This window comes from Streptomonospora litoralis (assembly GCF_004323735.1).
In the GTDB taxonomy this organism is placed as follows: domain Bacteria; phylum Actinomycetota; class Actinomycetes; order Streptosporangiales; family Streptosporangiaceae; genus Streptomonospora; species Streptomonospora litoralis.
In genome coordinates this window covers 5567724-5586391 of record NZ_CP036455.1, presented here as the reverse complement: position 1 = coordinate 5586391, position 18668 = coordinate 5567724, and the positions used below count along the sequence as shown (strand labels likewise).

15 protein-coding genes are annotated in these 18668 nt (G+C 71.7%); 7 read left to right on the top strand and 8 right to left on the bottom strand.

Annotated elements, in window-relative coordinates:
* Positions 1-277: 277 nt before the first annotated feature.
* Complete coding sequence (locus EKD16_RS23835; RefSeq protein WP_131101600.1) at positions 278-2128, top strand: GmrSD restriction endonuclease domain-containing protein; 1851 nt, start codon at positions 278-280, stop codon at positions 2126-2128.
* 205 nt (positions 2129-2333) lie between these two features.
* Here EKD16_RS23835 and EKD16_RS23830 read toward each other — a convergent pair whose 3' ends face one another.
* Together EKD16_RS23830 and EKD16_RS23825 are read right to left on the bottom strand one after the other, a co-directional pair.
* Complete coding sequence (locus EKD16_RS23830) at positions 2334-2807, bottom strand: nitroreductase family deazaflavin-dependent oxidoreductase (protein WP_131101598.1); 474 nt, start codon at positions 2805-2807, stop codon at positions 2334-2336.
* A 46-nt stretch (positions 2808-2853) separates the two neighbouring features.
* Positions 2854-3264 (bottom strand): VOC family protein, encoded by a 411-nt coding sequence (locus EKD16_RS23825; protein WP_131101596.1) that lies wholly within the window; start codon positions 3262-3264, stop codon positions 2854-2856.
* Positions 3265-3579: 315 nt separating this feature from the next.
* Between EKD16_RS23825 and EKD16_RS23820 the strand changes: the two genes are divergently transcribed.
* Entirely contained in the window at positions 3580-4290 is a 711-nt protein-coding gene (locus tag EKD16_RS23820; RefSeq protein ID WP_131101594.1) for a mycothiol-dependent nitroreductase Rv2466c family protein, read from the top strand.
* A 31-nt stretch (positions 4291-4321) separates the two neighbouring features.
* Here the strand turns inward: EKD16_RS23820 and EKD16_RS23815 are convergent, their stop codons facing one another.
* A complete protein-coding gene (locus EKD16_RS23815) occupies positions 4322-5176 on the bottom strand; it encodes a helix-turn-helix transcriptional regulator (protein WP_242677146.1) in 855 nt (284 codons plus the stop codon).
* A gap of 93 nt (positions 5177-5269) precedes the next feature.
* Between EKD16_RS23815 and EKD16_RS23810 the strand changes: the two genes are divergently transcribed.
* From EKD16_RS23810 to EKD16_RS23800, 3 genes are all read left to right on the top strand, one after another.
* A complete protein-coding gene (locus EKD16_RS23810) occupies positions 5270-6028 on the top strand; it encodes an SDR family oxidoreductase (protein ID WP_131101591.1) in 759 nt (252 codons plus the stop codon).
* A 30-nt stretch (positions 6029-6058) separates the two neighbouring features.
* Positions 6059-6265, top strand: a complete 207-nt coding sequence (locus EKD16_RS23805) for a tautomerase family protein (protein WP_131101589.1) — start codon at positions 6059-6061, stop codon at positions 6263-6265.
* 254 nt (positions 6266-6519) lie between these two features.
* A complete protein-coding gene (locus EKD16_RS23800; protein WP_242677145.1) occupies positions 6520-7380 on the top strand; it encodes an SAM-dependent methyltransferase in 861 nt (286 codons plus the stop codon).
* Between the two features lie 257 nt (positions 7381-7637).
* Here the strand turns inward: EKD16_RS23800 and EKD16_RS25895 are convergent, their stop codons facing one another.
* A complete protein-coding gene (locus EKD16_RS25895) occupies positions 7638-7856 on the bottom strand; it encodes an ANTAR domain-containing protein (RefSeq protein ID WP_207391392.1) in 219 nt (72 codons plus the stop codon).
* 298 nt (positions 7857-8154) lie between these two features.
* Here EKD16_RS25895 and EKD16_RS26410 point away from each other — a divergent pair, with 298 nt between their 5' ends.
* Both EKD16_RS26410 and EKD16_RS23790 read left to right on the top strand, forming a co-directional pair.
* The gene (locus EKD16_RS26410; protein WP_278248908.1) at positions 8155-8277 is read left to right on the top strand and encodes a hypothetical protein; all 123 of its coding nucleotides are present in this window, start codon (positions 8155-8157) and stop codon (positions 8275-8277) included.
* Positions 8278-8352: 75 nt separating this feature from the next.
* Positions 8353-9234: a YwqG family protein gene (locus tag EKD16_RS23790; RefSeq protein ID WP_207391391.1), complete on the top strand. Its 882-nt coding sequence runs from the start codon at positions 8353-8355 to the stop codon at positions 9232-9234.
* A 783-nt stretch (positions 9235-10017) separates the two neighbouring features.
* Here EKD16_RS23790 and EKD16_RS23785 read toward each other — a convergent pair.
* From EKD16_RS23785 to EKD16_RS23770, 4 genes are read right to left on the bottom strand one after another with little or no spacing between them, the layout of a single operon-like run.
* On the bottom strand, positions 10018-11289 hold the full coding sequence (locus EKD16_RS23785) for a TIGR02679 family protein (protein WP_131101586.1): 1272 nt from the start codon (positions 11287-11289) through the stop codon (positions 10018-10020).
* Complete coding sequence (locus EKD16_RS23780; RefSeq protein WP_131101584.1) at positions 11286-15536, bottom strand: SbcC/MukB-like Walker B domain-containing protein; 4251 nt, start codon at positions 15534-15536, stop codon at positions 11286-11288. The genes EKD16_RS23785 and EKD16_RS23780 overlap by 4 nt, the downstream gene beginning before the upstream one ends.
* Complete coding sequence (locus tag EKD16_RS23775; RefSeq protein ID WP_131101582.1) at positions 15520-16935, bottom strand: DUF2398 family protein; 1416 nt, start codon at positions 16933-16935, stop codon at positions 15520-15522. The genes EKD16_RS23780 and EKD16_RS23775 overlap by 17 nt, the downstream gene beginning before the upstream one ends.
* Positions 16935-18461: a TIGR02677 family protein gene (locus tag EKD16_RS23770; protein ID WP_131101580.1), complete on the bottom strand. Its 1527-nt coding sequence runs from the start codon at positions 18459-18461 to the stop codon at positions 16935-16937. The genes EKD16_RS23775 and EKD16_RS23770 overlap by 1 nt, the downstream gene beginning before the upstream one ends.
* Positions 18462-18668: the final 207 nt, after the last annotated feature.

The following is an 18668-nucleotide window of genomic DNA, read 5'->3' as shown; positions in this document are numbered from 1 at the left end:
CGGATCGGCAGCTCAAGCGGATCGGAAACGAGCTCGCGCGGATACGACACAAAAGGAAGCGTCGCCAAAAAGGTGCGTATTAACATGCGGATCGCATAACCAGGCATCCCCGCGAGCCCGCGAAAGTGTCACACACAGTCCCTACGCTACGTACCGTGATCTGCGCGTCCCCTTCCTCGTCATCTCCGGGCCCCGGGCGCAAGACTGGGGAACGCCGCGCCCCCCAGCGACCGAGGCACCGGCCGAACAGGCGAACCGACCAGCATCAGGAGAGCTGATGGGTTTTCAAACCCCCCAACCCACCCTCAGCGAACTACTGCGCCGTATCTCCAGAGGCGAGATCCAGCTTCCCGACTTCCAGCGCGGCTACGTCTGGGACGAGGAGCGGATCCGATCGCTACTGGTCACCATCGCCCAAGGGCACCCGCTCGGCGTGGTGATGACCCTGCAGACCGGAAACGACCAGGTCCGCTTCAAGCCCAAGCCGATCGAGGGGACAGACCTCGCGCAAGGCGCGGTCGAGCCGACCCTGCTCGTCCTCGACGGCCAGCAGAGGCTCACATCGTTGAGCCAGGCGCTCTCGGGGGGCGGAGTGGTGAAAACCCACGACGCTCGCAAGAAAGTCGTCGAGCGCCGGTTCTTCATCGACATCGAGCAGGCGGTGAAGGACCCCCGCAACCTCGACGCCGCGGTCAAATCCCTGCCGGGCGACGGCATGGTGCGGGAGAACTTCGGCAAGGACGTCGTCCTAGACGTGTCGACCCAGGAGAAGCAGCTCGAACACGGCTACTTCCCCGTCAATCTCGGCTACGACGACAAGGGCACAGCGTGGCTCTTCGAGTACGCGGACCCCGAGGTGTCCAAGGCGTTCCTCAACGCGATCCTGACCCCGATGAAGTCCTATGCGATCCCCTCCATCGAACTTGACAAGCAGACCTCCAAGGAGGCCGTCGCCACGGTCTTCGAGAAGGTCAACCAGGGCGGCATGAAGCTCACCGTCTTCGAGCTGCTGACAGCCAAGTTCGCCGGCGACGCCGATTACTACAGCGCAGCGGGAACCGACTTCCGGCTCAAGGACGACTGGGCGCAGACCGAGCGCGTCATCCGCAAGCATCCCGTTCTGGAGAGCATCGAGGAGACCGAGTTCCTGCAGGCGGTGATGCTGCTGGCCAGCCACCGGGGCGAGTCCGCCACGACCGCGCGCAAGGACGACATCCTCGGGTTGCAGCTGCCCGACTACCGCGCCTGGGCGGGCGAGGTGCGTGAGGCCATGGCCTGGGTCGCCCACTTCCTGGAGGATCAGCATGTGCACGCGGCCCGCGATGTCCCCTATCCGCCGCAGCTGGTGGCCCTCGCCGCGCTGCGGGTGCTCATGGGCGAGGAGATCGACGTCCACGGCATCAATGCCCGGATCCGGCAGTGGTACTGGTGCGGAGTGCTGGGCGAACTGTACAGCTCGTCGACCGAGAGCAGACTCGCGCGCGACATCGATCAGGTCCCGGAATGGGCCCGCGGCGCCGAAGGCGCGACGGTGCCCCGGACAGTCGAGGACGCCAATTTCGTGGAGTCCCGCCTGCACTCCCTTAAGACTCGCAACGCGGCGGCCTACAAAGGTATCCATGCGCTGCTTATGGCCAACGGCACGAAGGACTGGCTGCACAACCAGCCGTTCGACCGGGCGCACTACCGCGAGTTGGCCGTCGACATTCACCACGTCTTCCCCAAGGCGTGGTGTATGAAGAACGAAGTCGATCCCGAGTTGCGCGAGAGCATCGTCAACAAGACCCCGCTTGCTCGCAAGACCAACCAGCTCGTCGGGGGCGCCTCACCGGCCGAGTACATGAGCAAGCTTGACAGCAGGGCGCAGCTCTCCGCCGCGGAGCTCGACGCCATCGTCGCCGCCCATCAGATCGACGTGGCCGCTCTGCGTACGGGTTCGTTCGCCGCGTTCTTCACCCGGCGCCGCGAGGCCCTGCTGGGGCTCGTCGAGGCGGCGATGGGCAAACGCGCCGCGCGCGACGTGGACCGCGACGCGCTGGGCGGCGGCATGGAGTCCGGCGACGCTTTCGCAGACGAGCCCGACGACCCGCAGGATGTGGAAGAAGCCGAATCGACCGAGGCGATCTGACCGCGGCCCGGAGCCGGTCGCCGCCCGGGGCCAGTGCGTTCCGGGTTTCCCGGCGGACCCGAACCCCTGGGCCGGGCTGCGGGGTACTGCGCCGGGTGTGCGCGGATGAGCACGCCCGGCGCAGTCGGTGGCGAGGCGGTCCGGGCGGCGCGAGGTGCTCCTCCGCCGGGTCTCCGGGGGCGGACCGCTCGCATCTCGGCGCCTCTCACCGCGGCGTCAGGCGGACCACCGGGTACTGGCGCTCGGACTTGCTCTGGTACTTGGCGTAGCGCGGCTGCGCGGCGGCGATGCGCTGCCACGCCTGCTCGCGCTCGGTGCCCTGGAGTTCCTGCGGCGCCACCCGCACGGCGTCGTGGCCGGGCATCTCGATCGTCACCCGGTCCGGGTGCGCCATCAGGTTGGCGTGCCAGTCCGGGTTCCGGCTCCCGCCGCCGGAGGCGACGACCAGCCAGGCGTCCTCCCCGTCCGGGAACCACGCCAGGGGAGTCTCCCGCGGCTGCCCGCTGCGGCGCCCCGCCGTGTTCAAAAGCAGGACGTCCATGCCCATGAAGTTGCCGCGGCCACCGCGGATCTTGCGGCCCATCCGGGCGTTCATCTTCTGCTGCATCCACCGCGAGAACGGGCCCGGTGTACCGGGCTTGCGCTCTCCGGAGCCTTGCGTCCACTGATTCCGTGCCATGGTGATCTCCCATCCGTCCGTCTGTATCCCGGCGCCCTGCCGGGCCTTACGCCGCCGTCTCCTGCTGGATCCGCACCGTGTTGCCCCAGGGGTCGCGAAACGCCGAGTCGCGCACGCCCCACGGGCGGTCGACGGGTTCCTGCAGTACCTCGGCGCCGGATTCCCGCACGCGCTCGAACGCGGCGTCGAGGTCGTCGGTGCCGAAGACGATCATCGGCAGTGCGCCGTCGCCCAGCAGCCCGCGCAACACGCCGGCGTCGCCCTCGGGGCGTCCGGCCTCCGGCACCGCCAGCACGAATTCGAGTCCGGGGCGGGACTCGCTGCCGAGGGTGACCCAGCGGGACACCCCGTTCCCGGCGTCCTTGTGTACCTTCAGCCCGAGCGCGTCGCGGTAGAAGGGAAGCGATTCGTCCACGTCGTGGACGGTGATCTGGCAGTACCGAAGTGTGATGTCCATGCCACCGACGCTAGATCGCGGAAGGCCGGCCCGGCTTCTCGATTCCTGACCACTCCGGCGGCGGAGCCGCGGCCGCCGCGCACCCGGAGCCGGATCGCTGGTCAGGGGCGTTGCGGCCGGAAGGGCACCCGAGTAGGTATCGCCATGCCGCCCTCGGGGCAGCGGTAGGTGACGAGTGGTCGAAGGCCGTCCCGGCTTCGGGGACCTCGCCGTCGACTACGCGGGCATCGCCTTCCGGTCTTGGAGCCGCGAGCCGCCGAGGACCGGCGCGGGGATGACCGCATCCCGCACCGCACCGACCCGGAGGTGGTCACGATGAGTGACAGCCGTGACGGCAGCGACCTCGAACTGTTCTTCGACCCCGTCTGCCCCTTCTGCTGGATGACGGCGCAGTGGGTGCGCAACGTCGCCCGCGAGCGCCCCCTGAACGTGGCGTGGCGGCCGCTGTCCCTGCGCATCCTCAACGAGCCCATCGGCTACGCCGATCGCCCGGCGGCCTACCCCGACGCCCACCAGCGCGGCTTGGAGCTGCTGCGCGTGGTGGTCGCGGCGCGCGAGCAGCAGGGGGCCGATGTGGTCGGCCCGCTGTACGCCGAGATGGGTGAGGCCGTGTGGAACGCCCCCGCCCCCGAGGAGCCCACATTCGAGGCGGTCCTGGCCAGCACCGCCCAACCCCGGGACCTTTCCGCGATCCTGACCCGAGCGGGGCTGCCGACCGAGCTCGCGGCGGCGGCGCAGGACTCCGGCCGAGACGCCGAGCTGCGCGCCGAAACCGAGGAGGCGGTTCGGCGCGCCGGCGGCGGTGTCGGCACCCCGGTCCTGTCGTTCGAACCGCCCGACGGCCCCGCGTTCTTCGGTCCGGTCATCGACGAGGCCCCGGAGGGCCGAGCGGCGGTCGAACTCTGGGACGCGGTAGCCACCCTCGCCCGCTGGCGCGGCTTCGCCGAGCTGAAACGCGGTCTCCGCTCGTTCCCGGACACCCCGCTCAGCGCCCGCATCTCCCGCCACGGAACCCAGGTGGGCTGACTCCCGAGCGAAACCAGCGCCGCCGCCCCTGTCACCACCGGGCCGGGAAGCCCTCGTGACCCAGGACGGCGAGCAGGCGGATCTTCTCTTCGGCTTCGCTGCCCGGAGCGGGCGTGAGGACCAGCAGCGCCTGCGACTGGTCCTCGGTGAACAGCGCCTGGCAGTCCACGTCGATCCGCCCCACCTCCGGGTGCACCAGGGTCTTGTGGTCTTCGAACCGGCGCGCGACCTCGTGCCGCTCCCACATGTCGCGGAACTGCGCGGACTCCGCCAGGAGCACCCGGACCAGCTCGGCCGCCGGCGAATGCTCCCCGGCCGCGCCGTACGCCGCTCGCAGCCCGGCGACCATGCTGCGGGCCTGCCGATCGTGGTCCTCGGCCGGGTACACCGCCCGGGAGGCGGGATCGGTGAACCACCGGTAGACGTCGCTGCGCGCCCACCCGGTGAGGTGCGAACGGTCGCCGAAGATGGCGGTCGCCAGCCGGTTGGCGACGAGCACCTCGCTCAGGTAGGACAGGATCAGCGCCGGGCTGTCCTCCAGCCGGTCCAGGACCCGCAGCAGGGCGGGGGCGATGTGCGTGTCGCCGGCTGTGCGCCGGGGGACGTTGTGGCCCGCGATCCGGTACACGTAGTCGCGCTCGTCGGCCGTCAGCCGCAGCGCCCGGGCCAGTGCGGCCAGCATCTGCTCCGAGGGCTGCGGACCGCGCTGCTGCTCCAGTCGCACGTAGTAGTCGGTGGACATTCCGGTCAGCCCCGCGACCTCCTCCCGCCGCAGCCCGGGGGTGCGGCGGCGGGGCCCGGGCACCAGCCCGACGTCGGACGGGCGGAGCACCTCGCGGCGGCGGCGCAGGAAATCGGCGAGAGCGGCGCGGTTCACGAGTCCCATAGTGCGTCACCGCCGGCGACTCAGCCAGGGACCGCCACTCCTCCGATCGGCGGGTCTCTCCCGCAATCGGGCCGGGCCGCCCAGGGTGGAGGCATGCACATCAACGGCAACACCGTCTTCATCCCCGGCGCCACCTCAGGTATCGGCCTCGCACTCGCCCTGCGTTTGCAGGCCAAGGGCAACACCGTCGTCATCGGCGGGCGGCGCACCGAACTGCTGGAGAAGCTGGCCGCCGAGCACGGATTCGGCACCGCCCGCATCGACATCACCGACCCGGCGTCGATCTCCTCGGCGGCGCGGGACGTGGTGGACCGCTACCCCGACCTGAACGTGCTTGTCGCCATGGCCGGCATCATGCGGGTCGAGGACTGGCACGCGCCCGGCTTCCTCGCCGACGCCGAGGAGGTCGTCACCACCAATGTGCTCGGCCCGATCCGGATGATCGCCGCGCTCGTCGAACACCTGCAGACGCGGACCGGCGCCGCGATCGTCACGGTCTCGTCCGGCTTGGCCCACGCCCCGCTGCGTGTCACGCCGTCCTACAACGCGTCCAAGGCCGCGATCCACATGCTCAGCGAAACCCTGCGCCTCCAACTCGCCGACACCGGCGTTCAGGTCGTCGAGATCGTCCCGCCCGCGGTCCGCACCGCACTCCTGCCCGGCCAGGAGACTTCGGATGTCGCCATGCCGCTCGACGAATTCGCCGACGAGGCCATGGAGCTGCTCGAAAGCGATCCCGAGGCCCACGAGGTCCTCGTCGAGCGGGTGAAGTTCCTCCGCCATGGCGAGGCGCGCGGCGACTACGACCAGGTCGTCGCCACGCTCAACGCCGCGGACCCGCACACCCGCTGAAACCGGCTTCACGGGAAGGAGACAGACACCATGCCGTTCGCCAACCTCAAGGTACCCGCCGACACGCTCACCCCGGAGTCGAGGAAGAAGCTCCAGGACGCGGTCACCGACGCCTTCGCGCACGTGTACGGAGAACGTGCACGGCCCAACACCCTGGTGGTCCTCGAAGAGGTCCCCGACGGAGGGTGGAGCCTGGGCGGCGCCATCCTGAACGCGGAGGTCCTCGGCCGCAGCTGACCGGCGGCGCAAGCGGGCACGCCGGTTCCCCGGCGGGGGAACCGGCCGTGCGGCGGGGACGGATTCCGACCGGCGTCCGGGCTCACCGCGCCCGCACACCACGGCAGCCGGCCGCTCTGAGGAGCGCGAACCCACGGCTGGCAGCCGCATCCGGGAGCCGCTACGCTCAACAGCGTCCCGGTTCGCCCGTGATGTCGGGAGTGCCGGGTACTCTTCACCTTTCCATCGCCCCACCGCACTCCCGCGAGGCCCTCATGACTGAAGGCAGCCCTCCCGCCGCTCCCGCGATGCCCGCGGGCGTGGACCCGACGGTGCCCAGCTCCGCTCGGCTCTACGACTACTTCTTGGCCGGGAAGAACAACTACGCCGCCGACCGCGAAGCCGCCGAGAAGATGCTCGCCGTCGTCCCCGAGATCCGCATGTGGGCCCGTGCCGACCGGGCGTTCATGCGCCGGGCCGTGGATCTGATGTGTGCACAGGGCATCGACCAGTTCCTCGACATCGGCGCCGGCCTGCCCGCCGAAGGCCCGGTGCACGAGGTCGCCCGGCACCACTACCCCGAGGCCCGGGTGGTCTATGTCGACCACGACCCGGTGGTGCGGGTCCACGCCGAGGCGCTGCTGGCCGACCGCCCCGATGTCACCGGCGTCGTCGAGGCCGACATGCGCGATCCGGAGGCGGTCTTCGCCCACCCGGAGCTGACGCGGCGCCTGGACCTCTCGCGTCCGGTGGGGCTGCTGCTGGTGGCGATGCTGCACTTCCTCAGGGACGAGCAGGAGCCCTACGCCCTGGTGCGGCGCTACCTGGAGCATCTGCCCCCCGGGTCGTATGTGGCCATCAGCCACGGCGAGAACGACACCCACCCCGACCGTGCCCGGTTCCTGGAGGAGCTCTACGCCGCCACCAGTTCGCCCGGTCAGATCCGCTCGATCGCCGAGATCCGCCGCTTCTTCGACGACCTCGCACTCCTGGAGCCCGGCGTGGTCCACCTGGCGGACTGGCGCCCCACAGACGACGAACCGCACTACGACCCCGACCAGGTCTGGGCCGTCGGCGGTGTCGGCCGCTGGGACGGCCCCGCCGCCTCCCGAAAGAGTGCCGACGCCCCGTCCTGATACAGACCGCACACGCCCCCATCCGCAACCGAGCGCTCCCCGCGTGGCAGCACTCTGGCCAGCGGTAGGTGAGCACGAACACGTCGACCCCGTCCGCGGTGATCGCGGTAACCTGGGGATCCGCTGCCGCGGTGTCCGAGGGGGAAACAACCGCCCCCTCGGGTGACCTGCACATCGCGGCCGTGGATCCGGCATCCGGCCCCGGCACGCGGCGCCCCCTGCGCACGAAGACCGGCAGCCTGCGTGCGCATTCGTTGTTATGGGTCCGCATCCAGCGCGCCGGGCGCGCTCATTCTCGCGGCCGAATCCCGCAGTTTCACGTTGGTCGCCTGCGAGGCCGCCATGAGCCGGTCCACGGCCTCCTCGGCGGTGATGCGGTCGCGCTCCATCAGGATGCCCTTGGCCTGGCCGATCACGAGCTGCGACCGAGGGGCGTTGAACCGCTGGGCACCCGACGAACAGGGCGCCGCTGTCACCCGCGGCTCCTACAGTCCCCTCCATGACAGAGGCGACTTGTACCGCTAGCTACGACGCCGACAAGAGCGGGGGGACCCCTCACCGATCTCCGGATCCGGGGATGCCCGAGCATCGCAGACCCGACCCCGGTCGGTCGGCTCACCCGGCTCACCCGGCTCACCCGGCTCGATCTGGACGGATGCGGAGCCGTCGAGGACACCGGGCCGCTGCTGAACCTCGGCAACCTGCGCGAGTTGAAACTGAACCGGACCAAGGTGCGCTCCGCCGCCGGTTTCGGACTTGCGGCCGCTGCTCGACATGCCGTCGCTGACCCGCCTCCGGGTGCCCGACGGCGACTGGACCTTTGCGGCGTCGGGAACCCTCGACCCCGTGTTGGCCGAGCTCACGGCACGCGGGGCGGCCCTCGACTTCGCCGACTGAGCTCGCACGGGCCGCTGCGCTCACCCGAGGCGGCATCCGCCGCCCGACCGCCCTTTCGATCTGAAGGAGTGTGCCATGAATCCGACCTCCGAAATGCTGGACAAGCTGGGCCGACTGCGTGAAGAGATCCGCGAAGTGGACATCCCTTCGGAAGACGTCGAACAGTGGATCGCCACCGCCCGCCCGTGCGCGCGACTGGACGCGATGGCGGACGGGCCGGTCGTAGGCCGGCTCGGCGGCCCCCTGATGCTCCCCGCCGATGCCCCCGATCCCTGGTGCCGGCTCGCCGCCACCCTCGATCTCGCCGCACTGCCCGCCTACGCGACTAATCTGCCCCTGCCGCCCGACGGGCACCTGCTGCTGTTCGCCAGGCCCAACCCCGAAATGATCGGCCGGGGAACGCTGGGCAGCGCGCTCCACATCCCCGCGGGTACACGCGTCGAGGAACGCCGGGTGGATCTCGACCCGGGACCGGGCAACGAGCTTTACGGGGTCGAGTTCCCGGAAGGCCGACTGCGCCTGAGGTCCACCGGCGTCTCCCTCCCCGAGCACTCCGAGGTCCACGACCCCGGTCCCCCTCCCGCAACGAAACGGTTCCCGGACGACGACTGCACCAGCGCCCAGATGCAGGCATGGGAGGAGGTACGCGAAGCCTGGGGGGAGATCGAGAACGAGATCGTCCACCCCGGGCTCCAGCTCGGCGGATACGCCTTAGACGAATTCTGCGAGGAGGACCCCGCTGTACGGGCCGGACGGGAGGCGGCACAGGCGGAGGCCAAAGGCGAGCTGCCGAAAGCCGACACGGACATACGCCCCGAGGACTGGGTATGCCTCGCCCAGTGGTGGCACGGGCTCAAGGGCCTGGAGATGGCGCTGTACTCCTGGTCGATCGCCCGGCAGGACCTCGCCGCCGGACGCTTCGACCGGGTCTACGCCACCATGACCTGGAACCCGTAACACCAGCCTGAGGCCGACCCGTCACGCAGAGGCGACCGCATTCGCGAACGCGTACCTTGCCTCGCTACCGCGCCGACGGGGGCATTCGGTGTGAGGCTGAGATCTGGCGACGCTATCCCCTGCCTTGCGTCTTCAGGCGCAGTTGCTCACTAGGTTGCTCGCGAGAAGGGAGTGAGCAACCTAGTGAGCAACCGAAGACTCCGAGAGTAGAGCCCGTGCGTGGACAGTGACGACTTCCTGACCCTGGTCGAAGCCTTAGGCCGTGTTTAAGAACGCCGGTCTGCTGGGCGGCCTTGTTGGTCTGCCGGCAAACGGGCGGCCTGACGGAGAACGGCGGCGGCGACGGTTGCGGATGGCCCAGCCCGCGCCCAACGGGCCGAGTGCTCGCCGGTGGCGGCGGCCGGCGAGGACGGCGACGACGCCGGCGGGGCCGGGCCTGCACTCCCCGCCCCCGCGCCCGCTATGTCCGACGTTCCCGAGCCGGCCGCGGCGATCGTGGCCGAATTCCCAAAGAACGCCGCTGGATTTCGTCATACGGGCACGACCGTCCCCCGCTTTCCCGTACGACCACCCGCATCCCGGCAGACCAACCAGGCCGCACAGCCAACCCGAGCCGCCCCGGCCCGGCGCACCGCCACCGGCGGGTCCCGCTCGGTGACGGCCCCCGCACCGCGTGGCCCTACCCGTCGCCGGTATGGCGGAGGCCTGCGGACGCGTCGCCGTGGTCGGGTGACCTGGGAGTCTCGGCCTCCTGCGAGGGGGGCGGCTGCCTTGCCGGCGCGGCTACCCGTCCTTCGAGTCGGCAGCCGGGCTCCACCCCGCCAGGTCGTCGATGAGCGCGGCCCCCACAGCCTCTTCATAGACGGCCCGGCCGTGGCGCTGCATAGCGGCCGACAGGCCGGGGTCCCACGGCGTCGGTTGCGCCGTGCCGTCGAGGACCACCTGCTCCTCGTCGGCGCGCAGCCCGGCCAGGTAGTCGGCGGTGGACATGCGCCAGGGCCCGGCGCCGTGCCGGGCGAGGACGTCGGCGGCGATGGAGATCCCCGGCCAGTCGAAATCCCCGTGGTAGCGCAGCCGCCCCCCGCCCTCGGCGACGGCGCGGGCGAGGCGGCGGAACGCCGTCGAGGGACGTCCTTCGGTGCACACCAGCGGCGGGCACGCCGGTCCGAGCTCGCCGGCCGCGCGGCGCAGGATCGCGGGGTTCTCGCATACGTGGACCATGGGGTCGGCGACGGCGACAGGCAGCGTGAGCAGTTGGTGCAGAGTCGCGTAGAAGGGAGTCCCGGTCCTCGCCGCGCCGGTGAGCCACTCCCCGAGCCCGGACCCCTCCGCGGCCAGGTTGAGCACCAGCACCCTGCTGGAGAGGTCGTCGACGACCACGTCGAAGCGGTCCCACAGATCCCGCAGCTCCTGGGCGTTGCGGGGCCGAGGCGTGTCGGCACGCAGCGCGAGGGCGCGCACCACGAGCCCGGCCAGTGGTGTGCCCTCGTTGAGGGCTTTGGTGTCATGGACGACTTCGGCGGCCAACGCGGGCAGCATGATCGGCGCCCGGTCGGCCGGCCGGGACTCCAGGAACTCCAGCGTCCGTACCGCCGCGGCGACGAGGGCGGCGTCGCCGCGGCGCACCAGGCGGGTGAGGGTTCCGTCCCCCTCGATGCCGTTCAGCCAATCGCGGTACCACGCGGACGACGTGTACAGGCGGCTCACGTAGGCCGGTTCGAGGGCCTGCCTGCGCGCGTCGGCCTCGCGTGCGGCCGTGTCGGGGCGGTTGGCCAGCGGGGGACCGATCTTCTCCAGCAGTTCGGTCAGGGACAGGCCCGAGGAGCTGTGCACCGCGGAGTTCAGCTCCCGCAGAGCGACGGTGATCCGCTTGGCGCCAGGGGCCCGGTATCGGCCGGTGATGCCGATGATCGCGTCGCGTTCGGCCTCGTCGGGACCGCTGACGCCGACGGAACGACTCAGGTCGCCGCCGGTGCGTTCCAACGACCTCCGCGCCGCGGTGAGCAGCCGGCGGTATTCCGCGCCGCGGAACCGCTCCACATCGTCCGCACTCACTCGCCGTCCCCGTCGGACTCGTCGTCGTCCTGGACGGCCGCCTGCAGCAGGGTTCCCTCGGTGTTCGCGGGTGCGTGCCGACTGGGGGCGATGCCGAGCAGGCTCGCCACGAGTTCGTCGTTGCCGGAGAACCCGGCGTCGGCGTCGACGGTCTGCTCGCCGTCCCAGAGCATCAGCATGGCCGACACGGCGTGCGCCGCCTTGTCGTGGTGCATGTCGTAGTGGGCGGCCATGGGCACCGAGTCGTAGTGGACCCAGAGATCGTGGCCGGTCATGAACATGTCCAGGTCGAATTTGACCGTCAGGCCGAGCAGGTCCGGCTTGTAGCGGTCGTCGATGCCGGCGAAGGCCTCGTCGAGGGCGATCATGCGCGGACAGGTCGGGTAGGCCGAGGAGTACAGGGCGTTGGCCGCGGCGAACAGCGGAAGGTGGATCGCCGCCGACTTCTCCCCGCCCGACATCACGGTGTGCCGGGCGCGGGTCAGCTTCACGTCCTTCTCGCCCGGTTCGGCGAGCATCAGCTCGAACGTGTACCAGGTGCGGTAGTCCACGACGTGCGCGACCGCCTGCCGGTAGGTGGCGCGCGCATGGTCGGCCCGGTAGTCGCGGATCATCTCCCGCAGCAGCCCGCGCAACTCGGCCAGCCCTTCCGACCCGAGCGTGCGCGAATCGCGCTCCAGGACACCGGCCACCCGCGCCTGGCGCTCGTCCAGGTGGTCCGCCCGGACCCAGCGGATGCCCACCTTGGTGCCCGAGGACATCGGCCGCGACCGGGTGTCGCGGTCCATGCCGCGCACCAGGTCCCGGGCGGTGCGCACACGTTCGTGGATCTGCTGGGCGAGTTCGGTGAGCAGTTCGTCCTCCAGCACGCTGCGCTCCCGGTCCTCAAGCAGGGCGCCCTGCTCGGCGACCAGATCGGCCATACGGTGCGCGAAGACGGAAACAGGGTTGCGACCGGCCTCGTCGCTCACGTGCACCAGGACTACGCCGGTGGACTCGTGGTCGACCCGGTAGTCCTCGCTGCACGAGGCCAAGGCGCCCTCGAACTCGCGCAGCGCCGCCGACAACCGGCCGTCGGCCTCCTTGACCGCGGCCTCGCCCGCTCCCGCCGACTCTCCGACGGCGGCGTAGACGTCCAGCAGGTCCGCGATCCGGCTCGGCAACTGCGCGCGCACCAGCGCCGCCGGCTCGGCGGACTCCGGCGCCTGCGACAACGCGTCGGCCGCGGCGCGGGCCGCCTGCTCCGCGGACGGCCAGTCGACGCCCTGGGGCCAGGGGTCGGCGGTGCCGACACCGGTGAGCGGCCGCAGGTCGCCGTGCGCGTAGGGGCCGAACTCGGCGACGTTCTCGAAGTAGCCGCCGAAGGACTCGGCCAGGGGCCCGGCCGTGCTGTCGATGACCGCCTGCGCGCGCACCTTGGCGTGGTCCGCCTCGTGGGCCGCCCGCTCGCGCCCCTCGTGCTCGCCGCTGAGAGCGCGGATCCGCTGCTCGGTCTCGCCGACCTCGGCGAGCACCTCCTGCACCGGAGCCGCCATGGCCTCCTCTCTGGCCTGCAACTCGGCGCGCTCGGCGGCCGTGGAGTCCTGTTTGGCCTGGAGTGCTTCGGCGCGCTCCTCGGCCCCGTCCCGCTGTTGGGCGATCGTCTCCCGGCGGCCTTCGACGTCGCGGTGCACGGTGGCCACCTGGGCGCGCGTGGCGTGCAGGTGCTCGGCGGCCTCGGCGAACTCGGTGACGGCCTGGTCGACCGCGGCGATGCCGTCGGCCGCGGTGGGCATGCTGCGCTCCGCGCCCGCTTGGCGCAGCCGCCGGCGTTCGGTGTCGACGGTCGCCACGGCGGTGTCGTAGGTCTGCTGCTGCTCGTCGAGGTGGATCCGCGCCTGGACCAGCAGCGTGGCCTGGTGGGAGGCCTGTTCGCCGGCCTTGAGCACCGGGCCGGGTTGCGGCAGGGCGGTGCGGGCGCGGGCGAAGGCGTCCACATGATCGTCCGCAACGGCCAGTTCCTCGGCGGCACCCTCGTGCCGCTGCCGGGTCTGGCCGATGGCCTCGTCGCAGGCCGCCAGGCGGGCCTTGCGGCGGTTCTCCCGGTTGGTCGCCCCGATGTACTCCGGTTCCGGCTTGGGGAAAGCGCCCGCGTGGACGCCGTAGCCGAACCGGGCCGCGGCCGAGACCGCAGGCGTCGGTGCGCCCTCGGCGAGCGCGTCGTGCACCGCGATCGACCGCAGGACCGCGGTGATCGCCGCGGCGGGTACCGCGTCCTGGTCCTCGGGGACGAGCACGTCGGCGAGGGTACGCCCGTCGGGGCGGTCCTCCTCGGCCAAGGCCAGCAGGTAGCCGTCGGCCTCGGCGGCGGCGATCGCCTCGCGGGTGAGCGCGGGTGCGGGGTGGAGCCAGGCGGTGAGCAGTCCGGCTCCGTACAGCGCGCCTTCGACACCGGCCGCCTCGCCGGCGTCGACGCCGTCGGCGAAGCGGACCAGGCGCCACAGCGGGGCGCCCGGGCGCCCGTCCCGGTCGGCGGGTCGCCGGGAGTCGGCCGGTGGGGCGTCGTCGCGTTCCGCGGCGATCTCTTCGCGCTCGCCCCGCAGCCGCTCCGCCTCGCGCTCCAGTTCGGCGACGCGGGCGCGGCACCGCTCGGCCGCCTGCACGGCGCGGCGATGGCGCTGCTCGGTGCGTTCGGTGAAGATCTCGGCCGGTGTGGGCGCGCCGGCCTCGCCGAGCCGTTCCAGCGCCTCGGCCAGCGCCGACGCGTCGTCGCCGTCGGCGACCGCGGACACACCCGCGGTCCAGTGCCCCGTCCACGCCTCAAGCTGCGTGCGGGCTTCGCCCCTGGCCTTCTCCAGCTCCGCCTCGGCGGTGCGGCACTCCTCCTCCCGCGTGGTGGCGGCCTGATCGGCCCGGTCGCGGGCGGCCTCCGCCTTCCCGCGGTCCTTCTCGGCGGCCGCCACGGTCGAGAGGTGGCTGCGCAGGTGTTCGACGTCGGACCGCCGCGCCGCGCTGCGGGCGCGGGCGGTCGTGGGCAGGTCGTCTCCGGTGTCGGGCGGGCCGTCGCCGTCGTAGGCGATCCCGGAGCGCTCCGCTGCGTCACCCAGCGCCGTGGCATGCCCGGTCACCTGTTCGCGGAGCCGCTCCAGGTGCTCGGCCTGCTGCTGGGCCTCGTGCTCCAGCGACGCGACGTGCCGCCGGGTCTGCTGGAGGCGCCGCTGCTCCTGTTCGATCTCCTCGGCCGCCTGCGTGAGGTAGGTGCGCTGGCGCTCGATGTCGCCGTGGGCGAGATAGTTCTCGTCCTGCTTGAGCCCGTCCAGGCGCCGGCGCAGATCGGCCAGTTCGCCGGCCAGCCGGTCCCGCTCCGCGACCGCGGCGCCGTGGTCGGCCTCGGCACGGCCCCGCGTCGCCATGGCCTCGGCCAGGTTCGTCAGGTGCCCCGTCGCCGTCTCCCGCGCCCGCTCGATCCGGTCCAGTTTGGCCTTGGTGCGCGTCCGCAGGTAGCGGGTGTAGTCGTCGAGGAACGCGCGGGCGGCCGCGTCGGCGGTGGTGGCGTCGTCGAAGCGCCGCTGCACCGCGGCCAGGTTCTCGAAGTCCCGGGCGGCCTGGCCGACCAGATCGTCCTCCACCGGGCTGAGACCGGCGGTCAGCGTCTCGGACACCTTCACCGGGTCCAGGTCCTTGGCCAGCAGCGGTCGGCGCAGTGCCAGCAGCAGGTCCAGCAACTGCGTATAGCGCCGGCGTCCCAGGCCGAAGAGCCGGGCGTCGACGGCCGCGCGGTAGGCCGTCGCGCCGTCGCAGGCGGCCTCCGCGCCGAGAACGCCTCTGAGCTGCTTCTCGGTGAAGGGGCGCGAGTCGGAGGTGAGCAGCCCGAAGTCCACCCCCATGCGCTTGTCGGTGACGAAGAACGACGGCCGCACACCGTCGAGGTTCTTCTGGGCGCGCATCCCGACGATGAGGGTGGCGGTCTCGCCGCCGGGGCGGGCGAACTCCATCCACACGTATCCGTACTCGGCGTCCTGACCGCGGTAGAGCAGGTTGGACTTCATGGTGCGGTTCTCGCCGCTGAAGGGGTCGAGCCGCCGCGCGTCCAGGAAACCGTCGAGGACGAAGGGGAACAGCACCTCCAGGGCTTTCGTCTTGCCGGACCCGTTGTGGCCGCGCAGCACCAGTCGGCCGTCGGCGAAGACGAACTCCTCGTCGGAGTAGTCCCAGATGTTGACGATGCCGGCCCGGGTGGGGTGGAACCGGTCAGGAGGCGGCGCCATCGTTCTCCTCAGCGTCGGTGGCCGGGTCGGTGATGTCCAGGGACAGCTGCGCGCGCGACGACTGGGCATGCAGAGCCGCGGTGATGTTGCGGTAGCGCAGGGCCGCCGGGAGGACGAGCACCCCGCCGGGGACATGCCGCAGCAGCATCAGGTCGGCCAGGAACGCCAGCGCCTCGGCCAGCAGCCCGTGCGGGTCGTTGCGCCAGGCGGTCGTGAACGACGCGGCGCCGAACTCCTCGTACAGTTCGTCGATGAGGACCCGCAGCCGGCTCTCGGCGACGAACGGGGCGTCGGCCCGCTCGCGCTCGCGTGGTTCACCGGGGTCGCGGTCCTGTTCGGCGGCCGTCCAGGCCAGCTCTGTGACGACCCCCTCGTGCGGCAGCCCTGCGTCGGCCCGGTCCAGCAGGCCGGTGTGGTCCTCGGCGAGCGTGGGCAGCGGCATGCCCGGTGTGGTCTGGCCGTGCTCCTCCAGCAGGTCGGCGATCTTGGCCAGCAGGAGGCCGGCGGCGCGGCTCACGACGTCGCGGCCGGGGAACGGCCGGTCGGTGCACGCGCCGGCGGGGTCGGCGAGCATGACGCCTTCGGCGCGCCGCTCCACCACCAGACCGGTCAGCCGCGCCATGTCCTCGGCCAACTCCGGTGCGCGCAGCGCCTCGGCCACGTCCGGTTCCGCGGCGGCGTAGTAGGCCGCGGGCCGCTCCACCAGCAGCCGCCGCGCGCGGCGCGCGGCGTCGCCGCGCCCGGACGGCGACTCCGGCCCCGGCGGTTCGTGCAGCAAGCCGGCGGCGCTGGTCAGGTGCTGGGGCTGTCGGGCGGGTTTGAACAGCAGCGCGCAGGTGTCGTGCTCGATGTCGAACAGGGCGTCGCCGCGGTCGCTGTCGCGCAGCCACGACTCCAGCGAACCGTCGGACAGGCGCAGCGCGCCGCGGTCGACCAGCCAGTTCAGCACGTCCACCACCGCGGCCTTGTGCGTGTTGACGGTGGGATCGAAACCCAGCCCGGCGATGGCGTTGGCGGCGGGCGCGAAAGAGCGGATCAAATCGCCCAGGCTGATCTCCACGCGCGAGCGCTGGAACGAGCCCAGCACCAGGCACAGGTAAGCCAGGCGCCGCCGGTCGAACCGCCGTCGCCGGTAGGAGAAGACGGAGCGCTGGGTGCCGTCCAGGTGGTCGAGGCGGCGGACCAGGCGCACCTGGTGGGTGGTGGCGATCAGGGAGTAGTCCAGTAGCTCACGCAGGTCGGCGCTGATCTCGTCGGCCCAGCGCAGCACCTGCTCCAGCACGCCGCGCCGCGGACGCTGGGCCGTGATCAAGTCGCAGGTGAGCACGTGGCGCACCGCGTTCTGGTAGTCGGCGAGGTCGCCGGGCGCGACGCCGTGAGCCGCCTTCCTGCGCGCCATCAGGGCTTCCTCCGGCCGGTGCGGGGGTTCACTTCCACACGGAGTCCCGGCAGGTGCAGCGTACCGTGCGCGGTGCGCACCGTGCTTCCGACGTCGGCGGGCACCAGGCGGATCAGCAGCGCGTCGTCGGAGCCCACCCCGCCGGTCAACCTGCCGGCGACCACGGTGCGGCCCTCCAACGCCTTGGTCATCAGTTTCAGCAGCACCCGCGTCTGCGTCTCGTCCAGAACGCGACCGTGAATGCCGTCCTCGGCGAGATCGCCGGCGGCACGGCGTTCGTCCGCCCGCGCGGCGGCCTGCCGCTTGCGCAGCTCGTGCTGTGCGCCGCGGTTGCCCCGCAGCGGTGCGGGGACACCGGGCGTCGGTTGCCTGCCGCTGCGGAACAGCGGAACCGACACCTCCACACCGGGCGCGTCCCACCAGCTGGCGCGGGGCGAGATGTCCTCAGCGTCGTCGTGCGCGACACCGAGGTGGCGCGCCGAACGCAGGTTGAACGCCGCCCCCATCAGGGCGTGCGCGGCGTCCTCGTCGGGGGCGTCCCACACCCAGTGCGCCAGGTGCCGCAGCTGGCTCGCGTGGTTCACACCGCCGCGCTGGAACTCGGTGATCTGGCGCAGCAGCGCGATCACCGCCGAAACCGCCACGCGGGTGGCCGACCGCAACTCGTCGGCACGCGAGGGGCCGTCGTCGTCGCGGGTGAACCAGGCGCGCAGCACCGCCCAGCGCCGGCGCCACTCCTCCAACCGGCCCTCATGGTCGATGAACGGGCGATCGTCGGCCCGGGCGGCGCGGTCGAGAAGCGTGGCGAGACCCGTCGCCTCGACCTCCTGCACGGCCTCGCTGAGCCGCGGGAGATAGCGGTCGAGTTCGGCGGTGAACTCGGTCATGTGGGTCAGCAGCGCGTTCTTGTGCTGGAGGAAGACCTCGGGCGAGGTTTCGGTGGTCTGCATGATCTCGCCGAGAGTGACGTGGAAACGTGCCGAGCGGCGGCCCATGTCCTCCAGCACCGAGTCCAGCCGGGTGAGCCGTCGGTAGATCTGCTCGCCGTCCCCGGCGCGGTTGGCCGCGGTCAGCCCGCGCAGGTCTTCGAGGATGTCGGAGAAGACCAGCCGGGAGAGGTTGGCGTCCTGCACCCGGGCGGCCAGCACGCCCTCGACCGAGACGTAGGCCCAGTAGCCGAGTTCGCTGAACTGGTAGACCGACTGCCGGTTGCGGTAGCGGACCAGGCTGCCCGCGCGGGAGGGATCGTCGAAGCGGAGCAGCACGCCGTCGTCGTGCAGCCGGTCCAACCGGTCGCGCAGGCCGCCGTCGAGCTCGGGAACGTCGGCGTACTCGCGCGACAGCTCGTCCAGCGCGCCGGCCACCTGCTCGGCGTCGACCTGGACCTGGTGCACCTCCCGCAGCCGGTCCACCGCGCGCAGCACCCACAGGTAGACGACGTGGTCGTCCCGCCGGGTGAAATTGAACAGCAGGAAGCGGTCGCCGACTGCCAGCGGATCCAGTTCCAGCGCCCTGCGCTCGGCCATAGCGCGCTCCATCCCGGCGTTGCAGGCCTGTCAGCCACCGCCCCGGACCAGCGAAAAAGCCCGGCCTGTCTGTGCAGGTCGGGCGTTGTCTCTGCGGTGTCAGCGCTGCGCGCTCGCAAGGATTCGAATCCGCCAACCTGTTGCCCGCGCGGCTGGGGTGTTCGAGCAGCGGAGGGGCGGCGCGACCGGTGCTGACGCGTGCCGGGA

Excerpts from the sequence above, each read along its gene's own strand:
- EKD16_RS23835 (WP_131101600.1), top strand. The coding sequence starts at position 278 with ATGGGTTTTCAAACCCCCCAACCCACCCTCAGCGAACTACTGCGCCGT.
- EKD16_RS23830 (WP_131101598.1), bottom strand. The coding sequence starts at position 2,807 with ATGGCACGGAATCAGTGGACGCAAGGCTCCGGAGAGCGCAAGCCCGGT.
- EKD16_RS23825 (WP_131101596.1), bottom strand. The coding sequence starts at position 3,264 with ATGGACATCACACTTCGGTACTGCCAGATCACCGTCCACGACGTGGAC.
- EKD16_RS23820 (WP_131101594.1), top strand. The coding sequence starts at position 3,580 with ATGAGTGACAGCCGTGACGGCAGCGACCTCGAACTGTTCTTCGACCCC.
- EKD16_RS23815 (WP_242677146.1), bottom strand. The coding sequence starts at position 5,176 with ATGGGACTCGTGAACCGCGCCGCTCTCGCCGATTTCCTGCGCCGCCGC.
- EKD16_RS23810 (WP_131101591.1), top strand. The coding sequence starts at position 5,270 with ATGCACATCAACGGCAACACCGTCTTCATCCCCGGCGCCACCTCAGGT.
- EKD16_RS23805 (WP_131101589.1), top strand. The coding sequence starts at position 6,059 with ATGCCGTTCGCCAACCTCAAGGTACCCGCCGACACGCTCACCCCGGAG.
- EKD16_RS23800 (WP_242677145.1), top strand. The coding sequence starts at position 6,520 with ATGACTGAAGGCAGCCCTCCCGCCGCTCCCGCGATGCCCGCGGGCGTG.
- EKD16_RS26410 (WP_278248908.1), top strand. The coding sequence starts at position 8,155 with ATGCCGTCGCTGACCCGCCTCCGGGTGCCCGACGGCGACTGGACCTTT.
- EKD16_RS23790 (WP_207391391.1), top strand. The coding sequence starts at position 8,353 with ATGAATCCGACCTCCGAAATGCTGGACAAGCTGGGCCGACTGCGTGAA.
- EKD16_RS23780 (WP_131101584.1), bottom strand. The coding sequence starts at position 15,536 with ATGGCGCCGCCTCCTGACCGGTTCCACCCCACCCGGGCCGGCATCGTC.
- EKD16_RS23775 (WP_131101582.1), bottom strand. The coding sequence starts at position 16,935 with ATGGCGCGCAGGAAGGCGGCTCACGGCGTCGCGCCCGGCGACCTCGCC.
- EKD16_RS23770 (WP_131101580.1), bottom strand. The coding sequence starts at position 18,461 with ATGGCCGAGCGCAGGGCGCTGGAACTGGATCCGCTGGCAGTCGGCGAC.